Genomic DNA, 21,696 nt, shown 5'->3' with positions numbered 1-21,696 from the left:
ATGCCCGCCACCCTTGGTCATATCGGGGCACAGTATCTGATGACAAAGCTGTGCCTGCCCAAAGCGGATGTGAAGTGGATCATGGCCGGATGCGTCGTGCCGGATATTCCGTGGATCATTCAGCGCGCGCTGCCGTCCCTGACCGGCTTACCCCCGATTGAGCTGCGCTTATACCTCATCGCTCAAAGCACTTTGCTGATGAGTTTGATCCTGTGTGCTTTTCTTGCGCAATTCAGCCGCAATGCCCGAAGCGTGTTTGTTGTTCTTGCCTTGGGAACGGTTCTGCATCTGGGTTTGGACGCCCTGCAGACCAAATGGGCGAATGGGGTTGTTCTGTTTGCACCGCTACGCTGGGATCTGCTGAATTTCGGTCTGTTCTGGCCCGAGGATTGGCCCACCTATGCATTGTATGCTCTTTCAGGTGCCGTCGGCATCTGGATCTGGGTAAAAGAACCGCGATACGGCAAGGATCTTCAGTTGCCCGGCGGTTGGCGGGCGGTGACACCCGCGCTATTTTTAGTGGCCTATGTCGTTGTTCCTGTCGGTATGAAGGAGGGCGCCCGGGCCGCCGATTTACACTATGCTGCAACACTGACTGATGTAGAAAGCCGGACTGGAAAACCAATAGAATTCGACCGGAGTCGCTTGGTCACCCATACCAACGGAGCCCACCTGAAGGTTTGGGCTGGAGAAGAGTTTGAGCTGATTGCGCCGTTCCCCATACGAGGTGAAATCGCCTCGATCCGGGGGCAGTTTGAAACACCCTCAACGATCCGCGTCGCGGAGTTTCACATTCATCCCTCAGCCATCCGCAACCTTGCGTCCTATATCGGGCTTTTGATGATCGTCATTTGGTGGGGTCTCTGCCTGATGGATCGTTTCCGCGTCTGAACTGGGTACGACTGAAGGCCGACCGCGCAGGACATCATCGATTTCATAGCTTCGCAGTCTTCGACTTGAGGAGAAGATAATAATTTCTCCCACCAGTCCCAGAGCCACGACCTGAATGCCCAAAACCAGCATCAGGACCGCAAACACCAGTGCCGGACGGTCCGCGAGAGGTGTGCCGAAGAAAAGGCGCTCAATCACCAGATAGGTGGTCAGCAGCCCGCCGATCAGGATGAGAGGCACACCAACCGATCCAAAAAAGCGCAAAGGCCGGCGGAGATATTTGAGCCCGACAAACAGGGTGAGCACATCAACCAAAGCCCCAACATGGGCGTTCGGTTTGAACTTGTAGATCGCCTGCGCATCAACATCCCTGACAATCGGTAGATCCACTTCTTTGACGCTGTAACCTTCGGAGGCAGCAATCAGAGGCAAGAAATGCTGGCGTACGCCAAGCTCTGCCACCTTCAGGAAGACGTCCCGACGTCCCGCCCGCGCGCGGCAGAAGACATCTGTGAAATCCTGTTGAAACAGCAGCTTCAAAAGGCCGTGCGTGGCCCGGGCCCGGGCCTTTTGCATCCCGCTTCTATTCAGTTCACTCCGCTTGCCCACGACCATGTCATCCTCGCCAAGCGTATCGATCAGCGTATTGATCGAGGACGGGTCTATTTCGGGCCAGGACGGCAGGGTCACAACAATATCGCCAACCGCCTGACCGATCCCAAGTTTGATTGCCGCGTCTTCGCCGTTCCACGGTCTTTGCGGGACTGGTTTCAGGTTCGGCCACTGGGCCGCCAGTGGTTCCAGTGCCGCACGAATACCGGACGAGGCCTGCTCGAATACAACGATCATCTCGTATGGTTCGGACCTTTGATCCAACACGGATCGAAAGTCCGTCAACAGATCCGCTAGACCCCTTCCATCGCCTTCCGCACCGGCGATCACGGATATCAGCCCGGTTGCGGCAGCGTTGGTTACGGCCGGGTTTTGGTCGTGAAGCATATTATTCCCTCTCAGGCAGGGCACGCGGGGATTGGCCGCCCAGCCAATACAGTTCGGCGGGTCCGATCTGGCGATGTATCAGAGCACACACCGCGCCGATTAAAAACAAAAACAATGTCAGAGATCCGCAGAGCATCGCAACCGACGTATACACCATCACACTGCCCGACCCAGTAGCCCCTGCTCCAAACAAGATCGGCCACGCAAACAAAAGCGCCGCGAGAGCGGATACAGCAGCCAGCCCTGTAAACCGGCGCATCGGTTTCCGGGCGAACAGAAGCAACGTTTTGATCGCTATAAGATCCAGCAGAACCTTGAAGATTCGGGATAGCCCATACTTTGATTCTCCGAACTGACGCGCATGGTGACGCACGCCAACCTCGGCGATCCGAGCCCCGACGGGCAGCGTCATGGCCGGGATAAAGCGATGCATGTCGGAATAAAGCGGTACACGTTTGATGATATTCGCGCGGTACACCTTGAGCGAACATCCATTATCCTTCACCGGCAGGCCCGTGACCTTGCCGATCAGCCGGTTGGCAATCATCGATGGTAGCTTGCGCGACAACCATTTGTCCTGCCGGTTGATCCGCCAACCGATCACCATGTCATAGCCTTCGTCGATCTTTGCAAGCATCATCGGAATGTCCGCCGGATCGTTTTGTAAATCTCCATCCATAGTCACCAGAACCGAACCACGCGCATATTCGATGCCGGCAGTCATCGCCGCTGTCTGACCGTAATTCTTGCGAAATTTAAGCACTACAACCCTCGGGTCCGCAGCGGCCAGTTCCGACAATTTTTGAAAACTCGTGTCTGTTGATCCGTCATCGACAAAAATCAATTCGAAAGAAAGACCAGCAGCATCCATCGTGTCAGCAACCTTGCTGTACAACAGTCCAACGCTTTCTTCCTCGTTCAGTATCGGAACGATGACCGAATACCTGATGGTCAATACTCTACTCCCGCTTCAATACTTGCGGCTATATAACTCAAATGCGCGATCAGTGTGGTCCACTCTCGGGTGCGCAGAGACCCTAGCAATGCACAAATACGAAAGCAATTATTGAAAAAGATGACCAGCCTTGGCTGTTTCGTTCTGATTCAGTGGGATCACTAGGCACAGTCGCAATGGACTACTGCACCTATTTTTGCAGTATTTTCAGGTACAAACCACGGGCGAACCATGTATTCAGTATGCCTGTGGAAGTGCCACAACAATTTGAAACCCGCTAGGCAGGCCACTTGGGTTAGTGTTCAAACCTAAGTTAAAGTGCCCAAACGCTGGGCGTCGCGCGCAAAATGGAACCAATCCAGCTTTTTTTGAGACTTTGTTCTTACAAAAGCCTGGTGGAAGCGGCGTTTCAGGTTCGCATTCGAATCTGCCGCGCCGGAACGCCTGCCACGATAGCGTTTTCTGCAACATTCGACGTCACGACCGAACCCGCCGCTAGAATCGCACCGTCGCCAATGGTTACACCGTCCAGTACAGTGACGTTTGCACCCACCCAGACATCATTTCCCAGTTTGACCGGACCTTTGGTTTCAAGCCCTTGAAGCACCATGGGGCCCTGGCCCAATGCCATCCTGTAGCGCCCCCCTCCAAAGTAGCATTGTCCGGCAATGATGCAGTGATCGCCGATTTCGATCCCTGAAACTCCACTGAGATTGCACTGGCTGCCAATCGAACAATCGGAGCCAATCCGGAGATAATGGCTCTTGACGAGCATGACTGTATCGCGCGCGATCAGAGTGCGGTCGCCGATTGAGAAATCTCCTGGCGCGGTTGTACCTCGCGCATCAAGCGCACATCCGTCGTCAATCGTGACGTTGTCACCCAAATGCATCCGCCCCGGGCAGCGCAGGGAAACATCCCGTCCGAAATTCACGCCCCGACCCGACTTGCGGAACAGACCGGGGAACAGGTGTTTTCGCAGGAAAAATCCCAGTGCGCCACGAGTCCCTGCGGCAAAAAGCATTGCAAACTCATAGTGTAAAAGCACACGCCAGCTTTCATTGCCGATAAAGAACCCCTGGTATTTTTTGAGAGCCGAACCGCTGCCGCTCAGGGCATCGACAACGCGATCTTTCGGGACGGCACTGCGCTGTTTTTCCACGTCATTCCCCTGTTCTGGTCACTGTCCATGTGTGGCCTAACACCAACTATTGGTGGAGCTTCTATTGATACCATCATTGTGACAGTCCCCCTCACAGATGAGAGAGCTCTGAAAACTCTGGCTCAAGTAAATTAGTCTCGTATCGAAAGCGGAACTTGAACAATAGGGCTCAATAGATTTCCGTTCGTCGTTTTCAAAAATCGTACTCTCGAATGATCTAGCTTCATATCGTTTCGTCGGCGGCAGCCGACAGGTATTGACCGCATACCGGCACCCAAGGGTCGACGAATCCGTAGTCGAATTCGGTTTCCCGGTTCTGCTGGATCGCAATGATGTTGCTTCTAGTCAATATAGTATAAAGAAACCGGTCCTGCAGTGCTGCAGCCGGGCCGATCATCCGTACCCGATCACCGTACCATGCAAAATACATTTCTGCGGCTAGCTTCTTGGTTGGATTACCCTCACCTGCCAGTGAAGCAAACTCTGTGACGAAGTCATCTATCCCATCAAGCTTCAGAACATCCTGCCCGAAGTGATCTTGCAGCGTACGCCTCAAAAACTGCATCGTACCACCCATTGACAAGGGAAGCGCGGCCAGTGCTGCGATGGCGCCGCCTCCAATCAGGAACATTCGCCGTCGCATGTTCATAGCATTTCCCCCGCATAAAGCGACAAAGCCGCCAGCGTCAAAGTCGGATTGGCCGCCGCCCCAGTCGTGAACACGCCAGATCCTAAGCATGCCAGATTTGGCACACCAAAGACACGACATTTCCTGTCGACAACACCATTCGAACTATCACCGGACATGGGCGTGCCACCGATGATATGTGCTTCTGTGGCGTGAAATCCACCAATTTTGACGATGTCATGATCAAACGGTATCAATGAAGGTAGTATCTCAAGTCCACGGGCGAGACCTGCATAAGTGTAGTCACTATGTCCACTCCACAAAATGACCGGCTCATCGTTCTTTAAGACTACCCGGTTAGTTGCCTGCGGAATATCCTCTGCAACCAATTTGAGTCTAAGTCGCTGTAGCCATTTGCCTCGCTCTATACGGATCGAAGGGGGGGCATTCCAGCTTTCAATAAGTACCGACGCCGCCTCGCTACGGAAATCGCCATCATAGAGCCCATAGCCAATCCCAGTAATGGATGTTCCACCATAATAGTTATCAAATGGGATGTTGATCCAGAGAACCTGACCAAGCTGTTCATGAATGCCACGCCCAACCAAATCGGACCCAATACCTGACCGCAAAAGAATTGCCGAGTTATAGATTGGATTCGCACCCAGCCCGACAAAATCGGCACGTAGTGTGATTGGTCCATCCTCTGCAGTATTGACCACAACTCCCGTCACCTGCCCCGCAGCGGTCTCCACCGCTCGGCATTCGGCGTTCAGCAGGAAATTGAACCCGTCATCCTCGAACAGATCCAGTGAATTCAGAATTGTGAATTTGGCATCGATGGGGCACAGGTTGCAAACCCCCGATGCACAGCAATTGGCCCGCCGTCCGCCGTTGGATCGGGCGCATGGCATGGGCTGCCAGCTCGGTTCGGCCTCAAACATCCGGCGTTCCGCGCGGGTCGGGACATGAGGCGGAAAGGGAAACGGCGCACTGCGCGGCGCATAACCGGCCGGATCGGAGCCGGCGATATCCATGATGTATTCTGCCTCGACCATGTAAGGTTCGACATCGGCATACGAGATAGGCCAGTCCTGCGCCACGCCATAGCGCGAATGCAGCTCGAAATCGCTGGGCTGCAAGCGCGGCGTATTCCCCCACCAGCAATTCGAGCACCCGCCGAACTGGTGGCGCACGGTCCAGTCCTTGCGCTGGCCGGAACTGTTTTCTTGTACAACAGTAGAAGGTATAGGATTCAACCGGTTCTCAAGTTGAGTTGTGTGATCAATAAACGTCCCACGCTCAACAAACAGAACCTTCAGCCCTTTATTCTTCAGCTTGTAGGCAAAAAAACACGAGGCGAAGCTCGATCCGATCAGAATAACGTCCCAACCGATCTTCCGCGCTTCTGTTGTGGATATCTGTTTCAACTTATCGTCCTGTTTGTTCCTGTTGCGAGGCGCGGCTCTATTTCTTGCTCAAAGAAACTACTGAGCTTGCGGTCATAGGCATTCGGACTGAATTCCTGTGCCACGCGTGCTCGGGCCGCTGCCCCCATACGCGTACGTAATTCTGGGTCGCGCAACAATGTAGCGAACCCCCGCGCCATGTCTTTGCTATTTGGATCCACAAGCACTGAAATCGTGTCATCTAGCACCTGCGTGTGAGTTGCCAGACGGGTCGCGACCAGCGGACGCCCGCTATCAAGGTAGGAATAGACCTTCATCGGTGTGTTACGGCCTTGTATGCGTGGTGAAACTGTAATCGCGGCGGCGCGCAGATAGGTCCCCAGTTTTTCCACCGGGCGCGGGCCTAAAAACCGGGCTCTGTCCGCAACACCCAGTCGCTGTGCCTTCGCCTTGTATTGTGCCAGATGCGCATCAGACCCGCCAACGACGACCAGCTCAACAGGCGTCTCATGCTGATCGATCAGAGCAAAGCTTTCGAGCAGCAGGTCCACACCCTGATACCCCTCAAGATTTCCGACATACATGATAACAGGCTGATCGGTTTCAAGATCTTGAGGTCGTTCATCTTCATCTGCATCCGACAACATCGTGACATCTTCCAGAACCTGCACCGGAAGATTCGGTGCATGATCCACGACAATGTCTTTCAAGGCCTGGCAGCAGGTGATCGCTCCAACGGCATTTCGGGTAGCCACGCGTTCAGCCCAAACAAGCGCCCATCGCACCCATGCGGGAATATCATACTTGTCGGTGATCTGTTCGGGGATGGAACTGTCTACATCACAAATATAGGGTACGCGAAAAAACGGTTGCAACAGCATTGCGAAATACGCGGATTCTTCGACGGCGATAATCAGGTCATACCGATTCATCAAGAGTTTCCAGAAAATCATTGGAAACATCAAGCAGTCACACAGCAGCTTTTTTAGTGAGAAACCCGGCGGGACATTTCGCAATCCAATTAATGCGGGCACTCGGGTAAAACTACAACGTTCGATTTCAATATTTTCACCTTCGGCGAATATCATGACATCAATGTCGTATCCACGACGCGACAGCGTTTCCAACAACATCTTCGTCGCAAGGGGTGTCCCCCTTTGCACCATGAAAGGCTGAGGTGCCAATACCAGAATTTTCATGTCAAAAGCCTCGTTAAAAACAGCTCGCGTAGCCGCAATGTCAGCACCAATTATTCAGAAAAGTCCCGATATTTCCTCTTAATTTTCGCAACTGAGAACAAGGCCCTTCCCACTTCCACATTCAGGAGAAATTTGTTCAGAACCCAATCTTGTATCTATGCCGATCCGTTCAGAACAACACCGGATCCGCTCAGGTTCATCTCTTTGAATATATCGAGGCTCCCCAAGATTTCCCCCGACGTTACCTTATTCGCTTCAATCGTGAAAATCCCAAGATCCTGCGTGCTTTGGCTGGCAAAGCTATTTGAAGTATCTTCAAGTCCCGGTGCGTCAATAATCACTACGTCATAAATCTTACTAAGCAAAGTGATCAATTCCTGAACCCGATCAGCATTATAGATGATCGATGGGTCCGCCGTCGAAATCTGAGTGCCAATGCAGTCGAAACCACCGTCCGAGGCTGTCGCCAGCACGCATTCATTCAATGGCTTGTCACTGTGGATTGCCGGAATGAAATTAGCTTTGTCCAGAATTCCAAGGCTCTTGGTCAATTGCGCAGTCCGGAAATCTCCGTCCACCAAAACACAGCTCTTGCCGATCTGGGCACTGGCCCAGGCCAGCAGCACAGACGTATATGTCTTGCTTGCATTTGCGTTGTGCGACGTCACAAAAATGGACCGCAAGGCATACTCGGTATGCAGGTTGACGTTGTCCGTCAGACGCAGGGCTGCATCCGCCAGTACTTTGTTCTTGGACAGAAGGCCGAGCAAATCCTGCGCCGACCCGATTTTTGATAAACGCGGCGTGCTGCCAAATACTGACAATCCCGTTTCGCTGAAAACCTGCCGGGTGGTCGAAAGCCTCTTGGGTCGCCATTCCAGCGCCAGCGCCAGCGCCGCACCAAGCGACAGGCCTCCGACCAAAACCAGAACCGCCGCGACTTTCTTGCGCGGATGTGATGGGCTTGATGGCGGGTTGGCATATCTGACAACCTTGGCATCCGAGATTGGGATTTTCTGGAACTCACTGATCTCCCTGTAGCGCCCAAGGAAGTCTTCGTAGACGTTGCGGTTGATGTCAGCCACACGCTGCAACTGATTCAATTCAATTAGTTGCTTTGAGCGTTCCAAATTCAGACCCTCGAAACTACGCAAGCTAACCTCAAGAGTTCTGACGTTGAGCCTGAGAGTTTCGACGCGGTTGTTCAGTTGAAGCAACTGGTTTTCGACTTCGTTAGTCAGGTCGGCTTCGTTTTTTGCAATCGCACGCCGGATCGATGCCATCCGCGCGGAGTCTTCCGAAAAGTTCTGGGATTCCGCTGCTTCCTCGCGCCGCAGTTCAATGAGCGTTCTGCGAAAATTATTCAGCGCATCGCTGGTTAGGATATTGGCTGTCGCCAGCGGACCTTCGGTTTTGTTCATGTGCGTGGCACGCCGAACTTGGGCTTCGGCTTGCGCCAGTTCTGCCCGAGCGTTGACCAGTTTTGTCGTGAACTCCTGCATCTGCTGTTCCAAACGCGCGCCGTTTTCGGCATCCGCTTCCATCGCGCCGCGCATTTCGAGCACAGCCCGTTCCGAGGCCTCTACGTTGCTGGCCAGTTCTTCAACCCGGCCTTCCAGCCAGGCCGTAAACCGGCCTGCCGCTTGAAACCGCTTGTCGGCCAGAAAGCGTATGTATTCACTCATGACCGTATTCGCGATCGCCGCAGCCTTTTGTGGGCTTTCCGAAGTGGACTCGATTGACATCAGAAATGATGTGCCTTGCTGTCGGATAGACAGACCATTACGGACGGTGCTAACAGCAGATCCAAGCTCTCCGACCAATTGGTCATTTAGAGAGGCGGCTTCAAAAATTTCCGAGTTTGCCGGAGCACCTGTAACCGCTCCGGTCCCCATCTCCTGCCGAGACGGGCTGATCACCGATTTGACCGTATCCTTAAACCAGGTAAGGGCCGTCATTGCCAGATTAGGCTCCTGTATTTCCCTGAGGCTGGGATTGAATTCCGGATCTTCATCCAGCCTCAGCTTGCGCACAACATTGATCAGAATATCGTTGGACCGCATGATCGCGATCTCACCTTCGATCACTGCATTGCTGAGGACTTGGGCTTCGACAAGATCGAAAGAGTTCTGCTCGCTCAATCCCTGCCCGCCCAGCAGAAGTTGACCGCCGGATGTATAAGTCGGCGTGATCGACATGAGATAATAGACTGCACAGGAAAGACAGATAAACGCCGTCGCTGCAATCAGAACGATGCGACGGCGCAACGCAGTCACAACATCCATGAACTCAAGCGTCTTGGGAGGAGACCCTGCAGCAGTCGGCAAACGCATGTTCAGTTTTCTGTCAGGCGGTATAGCTTTGTTCATACTTTTTCACAGGATCAAAAGATCAAAGCAGGCCCGCGGGTCACAACAACGCTCTTTCGTTCACAATCACTACTTTTGGGCGAAATTCACCCGTGGGCACAACCATATTTCAATCTCGGAGATTACAGCCAATTCCAGCCGCTGAAAAGTCAGGACGTTACCTGCAGCCAGATTTGTGCCGCACTTTTCATAAATGTTTACAAACAAACCTCAATTCGAGGAAATTTACATCATTGTTCTCATGCATCGCGCCATTTACACAGTTGAACTTAAAATCCTTGCCAAACTGGTGCGATGTCTCTGTTGGCTGTTAGTTGGTAGGGTTCAATTCACGCGTTTCCAAACCAACCGCCGCCTCGCTTCGGGGATCGCCTTGGCCAAACTGTAACTGCTCTTAAATTCTCACTTGCCCTTAACGACATTCTTGGAAATGGTCCGAAGGCAATCCCCGTCCAGCAAGTAAGCCTCAAGGGGCGGGAAGTACTTTATTGTTCTAGTTTGGTGATGCCGAAGGTTGAAATTGAAATGAAGTGTTCAAAAAAACCGACATTTATTGGTATCGGTGTTCAAAAATGCGCCACATCATGGTTGCATGATCTTCTGAATGCGCATCCGCAGATATTTACAACTGACCCAAAGGAAATAGATTTCTTTTCCTCTTACTTTGACCGTGGCTACGAATGGTACGAACGGTTTTTTGTCGATGGTACTGACTGTGAGGCCCGGGGGGAAACATCCCCATCGTATTTCTATCATCCATCAGCCGCGACGCGCGCCTACGCCTACAATCCGGATATGCGGATCATTGTCATTTTCCGCGACCCCATCGCGCGGGCGTTCTCCAATCATCTGCACGAGCTAAGAGCCGAGCACTTTACCAAAAGCCTGGATTTTGAAACAGGCCTACAAAACAATCCCTGCTATATGGAACAAGGTCGTTATGCCACACATCTGGCAAGTTGGCGTGCCGTCTTTCCTGAAGACCAAATTTTGCCCCTTATCTTTGAGGAAATCATCCAGGACCAGGCGGTGTCAGTTCGCAAAGTCTATGACTTTCTGGGGGTGGACGCGAACGCAGAAATCGATGCTTCCCGCACCAGCGCCAATGAAAGTGTCGCGTATCGCCGGGCCGGGTTGCAGAAGGTTCTGCAAGCAGGCGGGCACAAGCTTCGGCGCGCAGGTTTTGGGTCTGCGTTAGAGAGATTTAAATCCCTTCCGCCGGTTGCCGCCTCATTGAACCTAAACAAGCGAGATCTCCGGAAAGAAATCCCCAAACCTTCACCCGAGACACGCGAGCGTCTCGCCGCCGAACTGGCAGATGAAATGTGCGGGTTAGCGCAAATGCTGGGCCGCCAATCCTTGCCGTGGGAAAGCTTTCCTGCTGAACGACAACAGGCTTAGAGACCTGATTGGTTTTGGGATCCTCTCCTCAACTCGCTCAAAAACCCTGATGCGAACGCATAAAACCCAACACGCCATTGGAGAAATCATGCCCCATATTGAAAAGTAGAAGTAATTGGGCTTTGTATGCTGTTAAAGTAGCTAAATGTTGTCCAATTTTTTTGCTTATCTATATTGTCCGAAACATCTTGGTTTCACTGTGATATGAGTACGCCGCGTTCATGATTGTCGAAACCAAAAGTGTCGGAATTGCGTTCGTCGGATGTGGATATGTGGCTGATCTATATCAGGCCGCGCTCGCCAACTGGGCACGGCATCTCGATCTGCGCGGCGTTCACGACCGCAACACAACCCGGCAGCGACAGTATGCGAAGCATTACGACCTACAAGAATTCAACAGCATTGAAGACATCCTGGCAAACCCCGACGTCGAGATCGTGGTCAATCTGACCCCACCCGATCAGCACTACACGGTGACGAAACAATGCCTTGAGGCAGGACGGCATGTGTATTCCGAAAAGCCACTGGCGCTTGATTTCGGTGAAGCCCGACAACTGGTCGAACTGGCCGAAAAACAGGGTCTCCATGTGGTTTCTGCCCCGTCCAGCTTTTTGGGAACCGCGGCGCAGACACTCTACAAGGCCGTGCGCAGCGGTGAACGAGGGCAGCCCAGACTGATTTATGCCGAGATGGATGATGGTATGGTGCATCGGATTGGTTACGAGAACTGGAAAACGGCGTCGGGCGCATATTGGCCGGCTGAGAATGAGTTCGAAACCGGATGCACGCTGGAACATGCAGGCTATGCTCTGACATGGATGGTCGGCATGTTCGGACCGGTGCGCCGGATGGTATCTTTTGCCAATTGTCTTGTTCCGGACAAGGGCTCGCATACTCCGCCGAATTATTCCACTCCAGATTTTACCGTGGCCTGCCTGGAGTTCGACAATGGCCTGGCGGCCCGGCTGACCAACAGCATATTGGCACCACATGACCACCAGTTCCGCATTTTCTGCGAAGACGGCGTGCTAAGCTTGGCCGAAACATGGGATTTTTCTTCCCCTGTCCGCTCATCACCTGTGCCGTCGACCAGATTCCGGCGTGGTGCCAAAAAGCTCCTTGGGCTTGATTTCGGTCGGCGGGTCACGCCTGAAAGCTCTCGGGAAATACACACAGCCAAGCGGGGCTATCCGATGGATTTCGCGCTGGGGGTTGCAGAAATGGCTAACGCGATACGCAACGGTGCCACGCCGCGCTTGGCCGGTGAATTCTCACTGCACATCACCGAGGTTTCGCTGGCCATCCAGCACCCCGAAATATTTGGTGCCGAGTATTTCCCAACCACTACCCCAAGCCCCGTAAAGCCCATGACCGCATTTTAGGTTGGTTCGTTGAACGCACTACGCCACAAGCCGGAACCATCACCTCTTGTGAGCCGTGACATCGTGCCGACCGATTGCTATTCAAATGAAAGATTTTGAGAAGGCTATTCGAGCATGCAAGTTGAAGAAACCGCCCTGCCCGGTGTCCTTATCCTGACACCGGCGCGGTTTGGGGATGCGCGGGGGTTCTTCAGCGAAAGCTGGAACCGACGCACGATGGCCGAGGCTGGTATCGACCTCGATTTCGTGCAGGACAATCATTCGCTCTCGGCCACGGCCGGCACCATTCGTGGGCTGCATTACCAAGCCCCGCCACACGCGCAGGACAAGCTGGTGCGATGCGGGCGCGGGGCGTTGTTCGACGTGGTGGTGGACATCCGCAAAGGCTCTTCCACTTATGGACAATGGATCGGGGTCGAGCTTTCTGCCGAAAATGGCCGCCAGATTCTGGTGCCTCAAGGGTTTCTGCATGGCTTCGTCACCCGGGTGCCCGATACCGAGGTTCACTACAAATGCACCGACTACTATGCGCCAGAGTGCGAGGGGGCCGTACGCTGGGATAGCTGCGGAATCGACTGGGGCCTCAAAGGGAACCCGGTGCTGAGTGACAAAGACACGACCGCCCCGGCCCTGGCTGATTTCGACAGCCCCTTTGTCTGGGAGGATAAGGGATGAAGCTGCTGGTCACGGGTGGGGCCGGGTTTATCGGATCCGCCGTGGTGCGGCGGGCGATCCGCGACGGGCATCAGGTGATCAACCTGGATGCGCTGACCTATGCGGCCTGTCTTGAAAACGTGGCCCCGATTGCCGATTCCCCCGATTATACCCTCGTTCGGGCCGATATCCGCGACCGCGCGACACTGGATGCGGTCTTTGTCGAGCATATGCCAGACGCCGTGATGCATCTGGCGGCGGAATCTCATGTGGACCGCTCAATCGATGGGCCCGGAACCTTTATCGAGACCAATGTGACGGGCACTTATACCCTGCTTGAGGCCGCGCGTGCCTATTGGCTCGGGCAGGAAAAGCCGGGTAGCTTTCGGTTTCATCATATCTCGACTGACGAGGTTTATGGCTCGCTGGGGCAGACAGGGCAATTCACCGAAGATACGCCTTATGATCCGCGTTCGCCCTACTCGGCCAGCAAAGCGGCCAGCGATCATCTGGTGCGCGCCTGGCACGAGACCTATGGCCTGCCGGTGGTGCTGAGCAACTGCTCCAACAATTACGGCCCCTATCACTTTCCCGAAAAGCTGATCCCGGTGGTGATCCTGAATGCGCTGGCCGGACAGCCAATCCCGGTTTATGGACGGGGCGAGAATGTACGCGACTGGCTTTATGTCGAAGATCACGCCGAGGCGCTGTTGCAGGTGGTGCAGCGGGGCAAGATTGGTCGATCCTACAATATCGGCGGCGAGAACGAGGTCCGCAATATCGAGCTGGTGCAGATGATCTGTGCGATCCTGGATGCCAAACGCCCCAAAGCCACGCCCCATGCAGACCAGATCACCTTTGTCACCGACCGCCCGGGTCATGATCTGCGCTATGCGATCAATCCCACCCGCATCCGCGAGGAACTGGGCTGGCGGCCCTCGGTCTCGCTGGAAGAAGGGCTGGAAAAAACGGTTCAGTGGTATCTGGACAACGAAGCCTGGTGGCGGGCGCTGCAAAACCGGGATGGCGTGGGGCAAAGGCTGGGGGTGAAAGCATGATCCACCTGCTTCATCTGGCTGAAAATACCTCCGCCGGAGGCATGAAAACCCGATTTTCCGAACGGAATGAAAGACCGCGCCCATGACCATCCTGGTGTTTGGGCAGACCGGGCAGGTGGCACGCGAGCTGGCACGGCATCCCAAGGTGCAATGCCTGGACCGGGCGGCTGCGGATCTGAGTAGCCCCAGCGCATGCGCGGCGGCCATCCGCGCGGCGCAACCACAAGCGGTTATCAACGCGGCAGCCTATACCGCTGTGGACCGAGCCGAAGAGGAAGAGGGGCTGGCCACAGCCATCAATGCCATATCACCGGGAGAAATGGCGCAAGCGAGTGCAGCTTTGGGCATTCCCTTTGTCTCGATCTCAACCGATTACGTGTTTTCCGGCACCGGCCAACACCCATGGAGGCCCGAAGACGCAGCCGCTCCACTTGGCGCATATGGGCGTTCAAAACTGGCGGGTGAACAGGCCATCACCGCTGCGGGAGGCGTGACAGCCATTCTGCGCACGTCATGGGTGGTGTCGGCGCATGGGGCGAATTTCGTAAAAACCATGCTGCGATTGGGCCGCGAGCGGGACCGTCTGACCATTGTGGCCGATCAGATCGGCGGACCAACACCCGCCCGCGATATCGCGACAGCCTGCCTTGATATGGTCGCACAGCTTGGCACCGATCCGGATAAGTCAGGAATCTATCACTATGCGGGCACGCCTGATGTCAGCTGGGCGGATTTCGCGCGTGAAATCTTCACCCAGACAGGGACCCGATGCGACGTCGTGGATATTTCCAGCGCCGATTATCCGACCACCGCACACCGCCCGCTCAATTCCCGCCTCGATTGCTCCTCACTGGCGGCCACATTCGGCATTAAGCGACCGAACTGGAAAACAGGTTTAAAAGATATTCTGGCAGAATTGGGAGAGATCCGGTGAGCACACGCAAAGGGATCATACTGGCAGGCGGCAGCGGCACACGGCTTTATCCGATCACCATGGCTGTCAGCAAACAGCTTTTACCGCTCTATGACAAACCGATGATCTATTACCCGCTCAGCGTTCTGATGCTGGCAGGCATTCGTGACATCTGCATCATCACTACGCCGCAAGATCAGGATCAGTTCAAACGAACCCTGGGTGACGGCAGCCAGTGGGGGGTCCGCCTGACCTATGTGATGCAGCCCAGCCCTGACGGGTTGGCGCAGGCCTATCTGCTGGCCGAGACGTTTCTGGACGGTGCCCCCAGTGCGCTGGTGTTGGGTGACAATATCTTTTTCGGCCATGGCCTGCCGGACCTGCTGGCTACCGCCGATACGCGACAGACGGGCGGTACCGTCTTCGGCTATCACGTGGCCGACCCCGAACGTTATGGTGTGGTGGATTTCGACACCGATGGCCGGGCGCGTAAAATCATCGAAAAGCCGGCGCAGCCGCCTTCGAACTATGCGGTGACGGGTTTGTATTTCCTCGACGGCACAGCCCCTGCACGCGCACGCGGCGTGACACCCTCGGCCCGGGGCGAGCTTGAGATCACCGATCTGCTGCAAACCTATCTGGACGACGGCAACCTTCAGGTCGAAACCATGGGGCGCGGCTATGCCTGGCTGGACACCGGCACTCATGGAAGCTTGCTGGACGCGGGCAACTTCGTGCGCACGCTCGAGGAACGACAGGGTTTGCAGGCTGGTTGCCCCGAAGAAATCGCCTGGCGACAGCGCTGGATCAGCGAACAGGCGCTCCGCAATCGGGCAGAGATGTTTTCCAAAAATACCTATGGCGCCTATCTGGAAGGGCTTTTGAAATGAAGATCCTGTTCGTACATCAGAACATGCCTGGCCAATACCGCGAGTTGATCCAGTGGCTGGCAGCACAGGGCGGGCACGAGCTGGTCTTTCTGACCCAACGCAACCCTGCGCCACAAATCGCCGGGGTCAAATCCGTTGTCTACAAGCCTCATCACGTGCCAACCAATGATGCTTATGGCCTGTCCAAGGTCTGGGAAGAGGCCACAGGCGCGGGCTTTGGTGCGGCGATGGTAGCGCGCCAGCTTGAGCGTCAAGAAGGTTTCAAACCGGATCTGGTGCTGGGCCATTCCGGTTGGGGTGAGTTGCTCTTTTTCAAAGAAATCTGGCCGGATGTGCCAATCTTGGGCTTCTTTGAATATTTCTACATCCGCACCGGGGGAATGGTTGGCTTTGATCCCGAGGAGCCGGTGTCGGAACACACACCCTTCCTGCTGCATGCACGCAACGCGGTGCCTTTTGCCAATATCCAGACGGTCGATCTGGGCCATGTGCCCACCGAATGGCAAAAGAACACCTTTCCTGACAGTTTCCACGACAAGTTCTATACCTGCCATGACGGTATCCGAACCGACCTGTTGGGGCCCGACCCGCAGGCCAGCCTGTCACTGGGACGGCTGGGGCGATCGCTGACGCGCGAAGACGAGGTCTTTACCTACATGGCACGCAACATGGAGCGCGCCCGTGGATTCCACATCTTCATGCGGGCCCTGCCGAAAATTCTGGAAGCACGCCCCAATGCGCGCGTGGTGATCATCGGCGGTGATGATACGTCTTATGGCCGCAAAAGCGGCCATCCCGGTGGTTTCCGTGGTGAGATGGAGGCCGAGGTGGGCCATCTTCTCGACTGGGACCGGGTGCATTTCGTGGGCAAGGTACCCTATTCCAACTATTGCCAGATCGTCCAGCTCAGCCGCTGCCACATAGCGCTGACCATGCCGTTCGTAATGTCCTGGTCACTGCTGGAGACGATGGCGATGCAGGCCACGGTGGTATCATCGGATGTGGCCTCGGTCCGTGAGGCAATCACCCACGGCGAAACCGGCCTGCTCGTGGATTTCTTCGACCACGACGCACTGGCCGATCAAGTGATCGATGTGCTGGCCGATCCTGCAGCCTACGCCCATATAGGCCCGGCGGCGCGGGCACATGTGGTCGAAAAATACGATTTCCTGACCCGCTGCCTGCCTGAACACATTGCTCGTATGAACAGTCTGGTCCCGAAGGCAGCGCGGATCGGGATGTCGGGATAAAGCGTGGTCAGCGGCCCCTTCGCCTGCGCGCAGGATGATAGGGTTGTTTGAGTTACAATAATGCCTCTTTGGATAACAATTGAAACCGAACGGCTATACCAGTCCCACTAAACAAAGCAAATATTTCAGCCGAAAATCGGATTTGAAACGGAATGGATTCAATCAAAGATCAACAATAAACCCGTTGTAAGATGAACGTTTCATCAAGGGCATCACTCGGTCAAAAGCCTTGCTTCAATTCACTGCGTTGAACTAAGTAGTAATCACTCAGTGTCGATATTTAGGATCGGTGGTCGACTAACCGCTTGATGAAATTGTATATGAAGCGTTTTCTTTTTTTTAGTATTGGTTCGGTGATTGGGGCAACTATCGACTTTGCTGTAACCTTTAGCTTAATCAATTTGGGTTTGGCACCTTGGCTTTCCCTCGGCCTAGCAATGACGATTTCAGGCAGCACAGTCTACGTAATCCACCAGAAAATCACTTTTGCTGATCTGAACTCCAGCGACTTGCATAGCGGCCGGTTGGCCGCATTTTTGACCAGTACCGTCCTAATTTACGTGTTCCGCATAGCTGTTTTTGAGTGGTTGGGCCTGTTCGGATTTACCACCGCGATCGCCTTGGCGATAGCCCTAGTTGCCTCGGTGGCGGTCAATTTCATAGTCAGTCGTATGCTCATTTTCACCCGTATTGGGAGGAGTAGATGACTCTGATCTCATTAATAATCCCATGCTATAATGAGGCGGATGTTCTCGACGCACTAGCTGAGCGGCTGCGGCAAAATCTTCCCGACATTGCAATGAAGGCGGGGGTGCGTTTCGAACTCATTTTTGTCGACGATGGCAGCCGAGACGCCACTTGCAATAGTTTGCAGGCACTCAACTTTCACTGGCCAGCCCAGCTTTTGATTTTGTCGCGAAATTTCGGGAAAGAAGCCGCTTTGACTGCCGGACTCGACGTCGCGAAAGGCGATGCGGCAATCATGATGGATGCCGACCTCCAGCACCCCCCCGAACGGATACGTGATCTGATCGAAACTTGGCGACGGGGCTATGATCTGGTCTATTTCTTTAAACAAAACCGTGCTCGCGAAGGTCGTAGCCGTAACATGGGGGCGCGGTTCTATTACTGGCTCATCAATCTCGGCGCGCGCGCGCCAATTCCGGAAAATGCGGGTGACTTTCGGCTTCTGAATCGAAAAGTAATTGATGCTTTTCGCAGTCTGCCCGAGCGCGAAAGGTTTCTCAAAGGACTTTATGCTTGGGTTGGGTTTCGCCAAATTGGCCTTCCGTTTGACATTGAGGAGCGACATGGCGACGGACCGAGCCGATTTACGCCGTTCAGATTGTTTGAGCTTGCACTTGATGGGTTGACATCCTTTACAGTCGCTCCAATCCGGCTGATCTCACTTAGTGGTATTTTCATTTGCTCGCTCAGCATGCTCTATTTGGTTTGGATTGTAGGTGAACGACTGATTTTTGGGTCGCCGTTTTCCGGGTTTGCATCGATTGTAGTTCTCGTGGTGTTTTTTGGAGGAGTTCAACTTTTGTGCTTGGGCATAATCGGAGAATATGTTGGCAAGGCACTACTCGAAGCCAAACAGCGTCCGACTTATCTGTTGCGTGAAACAATTGACCTGTTCCAGATAGAGCACGAGCCAGTGATCGCTCACTTACATGATGCAGATGTTAAATCCTAGGCCACTTAACCTCAAACTAATCGCTGACGACTATGGGCTGGGTGGGTGTCATGACAGGGTCATGCGTAGACTTCTGAAAAACGGCGCGATTGATGCAGTATCAGTTCTGGTCGAAACTTGCAGTCAGGCTTCAGCAAAAAAACTGCTGGAGGTTGCTCCGGCTGGTGGGATTGGCCTTCACTTCAATCTTACTTATGCTCCTCCCGGGGAAGCTCCCCGCCCATCGAGAGGCCAATTACTATTGGCAGCCACCCTTGGCATCGGGCGGGATACGGCAAGGCAAAGGCTGGCTGAGCAAAGAGTGCTTTTTGAAGAATTGTTCCATCGCACCCCCGATTTCTACGACGGCCATGAACATGTGCATGCCTTTCCAGTTCTACGCGAGTTAGTCTTGGCCGCCGCTGTTGAAGACAGTCGGCCAGTGCGCAGTATGGTACCGATCGATCGCCCAGAGAATGCCAAAGCCCGCGTCTTGGCCATGCTTGGACGCGGCATTGCCGCTGCGGCGGCGGCAAAGGGTGTGGAGACCAACTGGAGATTTGCAGGAGTCCTTCCAATACAATCCCCTGACCAAGCAATTGCAGCCCTAGAAACCCAATTGGCACAAATGCCATCCTTGGTCTCAACTGCCCCGGGACCGATATGGTTCATGGTCCACCCCGGTGACATCAATGATCCGCAACAAGTGCCGGGCCATCCCCCACGCCTGCGTACGCTCGAAGCCGCGCTTTTGGCCTCTCAAGTGCCTGAGGATGGAGTATAGCGATAAAGCGTCCAACCTCTCGCCCCTTCTTCCGCCACTACGGGCGTTAGCCAATCAAGACCAGACGCAACCAACGCTGTCACACCTGGGCGCTTCCGACGCTCCATAATACCAATGAAGAGATGAACGTCTTCGGCCCGACGACCCTCGGCTACGGCTTGATCAAAGAACTCGCGTAGCTCGTCTTCGGTGTCTGCGTCCCAAAGCCGGATGTGTTCTGCACCAGTATAGAAAGCGAGGTGCGTCTTACGCGCGAAAACCGTATCCCCGTCACCTAATTCACCGCTTACCCTATTGAGCACATTGGCAAGCTCTGGATTACTGCCTGCGGCCACAATTCTGCTGGTATGTCGCGCCGCTAGGACGGGACCAATCAGGATAGCTGCTGTAAGGGCTATAACAATAATACGACTCGCTATATCCGGGGATTTTCGCAAATCAAACAACCAGATACAGAAAAACGCCGCACCAGCGCCGATCCAAGGCATAAGATAGATATGGTAACGCGGTTCATAAGCTTTTAGGTTCACCAGAAGAAGCTGTGCAACAGTAATGGCCAGAAAAGCCAGGAAAAACAGCCCGCGTCTGTAAAGACCCGCGATGATTAGCCCCGGCAGGAACAAGAGGGCAAGGATTGGCCCTGCCAAGTAGGGCGCTTGCTTGACCCCCACGTCATAAAGGTCGCGCAAGAACCCCTTTGCCATTGCTGCAGGGTCGTAGAGTAGCACCTCAGACAGGCTGTTGAACCGTGAGCGGGCTTCGATCATGCCTTCCCAGGATATACGCTCCTCAGTAAAATAGGTGAGCGCGAGGTTGTGATGGGTGCCTTCGGGCATCAGGCTGGATCCGGTAACAAAAGCGAATCCGATGAAACCAAGGATTGCGATAGCGAAACCCGCGAGACTGGCTAAAAAGGCGGTGATTTTTTTGGGGGTATCTGCCTGAAGAAGTGGCAAGGCCAACAAAAGTACCAGCGTTACCCCGTTGGTACGGGTCATCAAGGTAAGCACTATTATGAACCCAACAGCGAACCAGAGTGTGATGCGCTGTCGCTTGGCGGCCAGAGCCGCCATCATTAAGGTCAGACTATAGAGCGCCAGCATATAGATATCGGATGTGGCCATCACGGCGTATTCCCAAAACACCGCTCCGGAAATCAACCCGATCACAGCGCCAAGACCTACCCAGGCGTTAAAAAGAAGCCGAAAAAAGATGTGTGTCGAAATCAACGTAATTGCTGCCGAGATCAAACTAATGAACTTCCCGGCTATAAACCAATCCCCGACCACGCTATTCACGGTCGCCAAGGTCAGGGAAAAAAATGGAGGGTGAAATTTGGTCTGGAGTGGTTCGCCGTTCAGAACCCGGGCGGCTTCACCAACCATACTACCGATGAAATCATTCTCCGTTCCGTAGCCAGGAAGTGATCGAGCCGCCGCCAAAACCGCAAGGTATCCAACCGTGAGCACAATAAGTGTCGCGGCGAGCACATCCGCAGCTTTTGTCCAGAAGTCAGCAACTTTGAAATCCATATCGGCCTGTTGTGACCCAACCGCATCCGACCAACTCATAATTGAACCCGTACCCATGAAATAGCGACAAATTCTGGCTTGCTTATAACAGGCCCACTATAGTGCTAACTAGCTACACCAAACCAAGGCACAAAGCTACCAAGTTCCCTTATTTGCCGACACTATAACACTCTGAATTTTCCTACCGATTGCCCCAGGCCATATTAGGCAACACCAAGTCAGCGTCACAGCACACGGCGCGCGCTTTTATGCTCCGCGCCTACGTGTTCTGGAGTTGAGCCCAAAACATCAGGACCGATCTCTTAGTCACTTCCGGGCAGGTTGACGACTATTTCGGAGTCAGAACCGCGCCCAGCATCCCCGTCAAGAGCCTTCCTCGCGTGAAACTATCATGTTTCTTATTTCTGAAGCCTAGCGCGAACGTCGGCGGCACAGGAAAATGACAAATAGACCTGCGACGGTGTAGACCGCTGTCAACGTGAAAAGGCTGGCCGGGATGAAGACATAGGTTAACACCGACAGCAGAACAACTACCGTTGTGG

General features: G+C 54.1%; 19 protein-coding genes. 11 read left to right on the top strand and 8 right to left on the bottom strand.

Annotated features, from left to right (window positions below; translation table 11 throughout):
* A complete protein-coding gene (locus ACR0L4_RS19215; protein WP_480514679.1) occupies window positions 1–891 on the top strand; it encodes a hypothetical protein in 891 nt (296 codons plus the stop codon).
* On the opposite strand, the gene ACR0L4_RS19210 is transcribed toward ACR0L4_RS19215, so the two are convergent.
* The 7 genes from ACR0L4_RS19210 to ACR0L4_RS19180 form a co-directional block, all read right to left on the bottom strand.
* Window positions 802–1,890, bottom strand: coding sequence for a glycosyltransferase (locus tag ACR0L4_RS19210; RefSeq protein WP_480514678.1), 1,089 nt, complete (start codon window positions 1,888–1,890; stop codon window positions 802–804). The two genes, ACR0L4_RS19215 and ACR0L4_RS19210, sit on opposite strands and share 90 nt — an antisense overlap.
* Window position 1,891: 1 nt before the next feature.
* Complete coding sequence (locus ACR0L4_RS19205; protein ID WP_480514677.1) at window positions 1,892–2,845, bottom strand: glycosyltransferase family 2 protein; 954 nt, start codon at window positions 2,843–2,845, stop codon at window positions 1,892–1,894.
* Between the two features lie 409 nt (window positions 2,846–3,254).
* Window positions 3,255–4,007: an acyltransferase gene (locus ACR0L4_RS19200; protein WP_480514676.1), complete on the bottom strand. Its 753-nt coding sequence runs from the start codon at window positions 4,005–4,007 to the stop codon at window positions 3,255–3,257.
* A gap of 223 nt (window positions 4,008–4,230) precedes the next feature.
* Window positions 4,231–4,638: a hypothetical protein gene (locus ACR0L4_RS19195; protein ID WP_480514675.1), complete on the bottom strand. Its 408-nt coding sequence runs from the start codon at window positions 4,636–4,638 to the stop codon at window positions 4,231–4,233.
* A gap of 14 nt (window positions 4,639–4,652) precedes the next feature.
* Entirely contained in the window at window positions 4,653–6,065 is a 1,413-nt protein-coding gene (locus ACR0L4_RS19190; RefSeq protein WP_480514674.1) for a GMC oxidoreductase, read from the bottom strand.
* A complete protein-coding gene (locus ACR0L4_RS19185; RefSeq protein WP_480514684.1) occupies window positions 6,062–7,177 on the bottom strand; it encodes a glycosyltransferase family 4 protein in 1,116 nt (371 codons plus the stop codon). The genes ACR0L4_RS19190 and ACR0L4_RS19185 overlap by 4 nt, the downstream gene beginning before the upstream one ends.
* Before the next feature lie 221 nt (window positions 7,178–7,398).
* Window positions 7,399–9,576, bottom strand: a complete 2,178-nt coding sequence (locus ACR0L4_RS19180; protein ID WP_480514673.1) for a GumC family protein — start codon at window positions 9,574–9,576, stop codon at window positions 7,399–7,401.
* A 540-nt stretch (window positions 9,577–10,116) separates the two neighbouring features.
* Between ACR0L4_RS19180 and ACR0L4_RS19175 the strand changes: the two genes are divergently transcribed.
* The 10 genes from ACR0L4_RS19175 (at window position 10,117) to ACR0L4_RS19130 (ending at window position 19,622) form a co-directional block, all read left to right on the top strand.
* Window positions 10,117–11,013 (top strand): sulfotransferase family protein, encoded by an 897-nt coding sequence (locus ACR0L4_RS19175; RefSeq protein ID WP_480514672.1) that lies wholly within the window; start codon window positions 10,117–10,119, stop codon window positions 11,011–11,013.
* A gap of 221 nt (window positions 11,014–11,234) precedes the next feature.
* Window positions 11,235–12,395: a Gfo/Idh/MocA family protein gene (locus tag ACR0L4_RS19170; RefSeq protein ID WP_480514671.1), complete on the top strand. Its 1,161-nt coding sequence runs from the start codon at window positions 11,235–11,237 to the stop codon at window positions 12,393–12,395.
* Window positions 12,396–12,509: 114 nt separating this feature from the next.
* Window positions 12,510–13,070: a dTDP-4-dehydrorhamnose 3,5-epimerase gene (gene rfbC, locus ACR0L4_RS19165; protein ID WP_480514670.1), complete on the top strand. Its 561-nt coding sequence runs from the start codon at window positions 12,510–12,512 to the stop codon at window positions 13,068–13,070.
* A complete protein-coding gene (gene rfbB / locus ACR0L4_RS19160; RefSeq protein WP_480514669.1) occupies window positions 13,067–14,107 on the top strand; it encodes a dTDP-glucose 4,6-dehydratase in 1,041 nt (346 codons plus the stop codon). The genes rfbC and rfbB overlap by 4 nt, the downstream gene beginning before the upstream one ends.
* A gap of 82 nt (window positions 14,108–14,189) precedes the next feature.
* Window positions 14,190–15,041, top strand: a complete 852-nt coding sequence (rfbD, locus tag ACR0L4_RS19155; RefSeq protein WP_480514668.1) for a dTDP-4-dehydrorhamnose reductase — start codon at window positions 14,190–14,192, stop codon at window positions 15,039–15,041.
* On the top strand, window positions 15,038–15,910 hold the full coding sequence (gene rfbA / locus ACR0L4_RS19150; RefSeq protein ID WP_480514667.1) for a glucose-1-phosphate thymidylyltransferase RfbA: 873 nt from the start codon (window positions 15,038–15,040) through the stop codon (window positions 15,908–15,910). The genes rfbD and rfbA overlap by 4 nt, the downstream gene beginning before the upstream one ends.
* On the top strand, window positions 15,907–17,160 hold the full coding sequence (locus ACR0L4_RS19145; RefSeq protein WP_480514666.1) for a glycosyltransferase family 4 protein: 1,254 nt from the start codon (window positions 15,907–15,909) through the stop codon (window positions 17,158–17,160). The genes rfbA and ACR0L4_RS19145 overlap by 4 nt, the downstream gene beginning before the upstream one ends.
* Before the next feature lie 320 nt (window positions 17,161–17,480).
* Entirely contained in the window at window positions 17,481–17,867 is a 387-nt protein-coding gene (locus tag ACR0L4_RS19140; RefSeq protein WP_480514665.1) for a GtrA family protein, read from the top strand.
* On the top strand, window positions 17,864–18,859 hold the full coding sequence (locus tag ACR0L4_RS19135; RefSeq protein WP_480514664.1) for a glycosyltransferase family 2 protein: 996 nt from the start codon (window positions 17,864–17,866) through the stop codon (window positions 18,857–18,859). Before ACR0L4_RS19140 ends, ACR0L4_RS19135 begins: the two co-directional genes overlap by 4 nt.
* The gene (locus tag ACR0L4_RS19130) at window positions 18,837–19,622 is read left to right on the top strand and encodes a ChbG/HpnK family deacetylase (RefSeq protein ID WP_480514663.1); all 786 of its coding nucleotides are present in this window, start codon (window positions 18,837–18,839) and stop codon (window positions 19,620–19,622) included. Before ACR0L4_RS19135 ends, ACR0L4_RS19130 begins: the two co-directional genes overlap by 23 nt.
* Here ACR0L4_RS19130 and ACR0L4_RS19125 read toward each other — a convergent pair.
* Window positions 19,598–21,193 carry a glycosyltransferase family 39 protein gene (locus ACR0L4_RS19125; RefSeq protein WP_480514662.1) on the bottom strand — a complete coding sequence of 532 codons (1,596 nt, stop codon included), beginning with the start codon at window positions 21,191–21,193 and terminating at the stop codon, window positions 19,598–19,600. The two genes, ACR0L4_RS19130 and ACR0L4_RS19125, sit on opposite strands and share 25 nt — an antisense overlap.
* Window positions 21,194–21,696 lie beyond the last annotated feature (503 nt).

It is taken from the genome of Ruegeria sp. AB5, from assembly GCF_056542645.1.
Note: the sequence above shows the minus strand (reverse complement) of the source record. Positions and strands in the feature narration are given on the sequence as shown.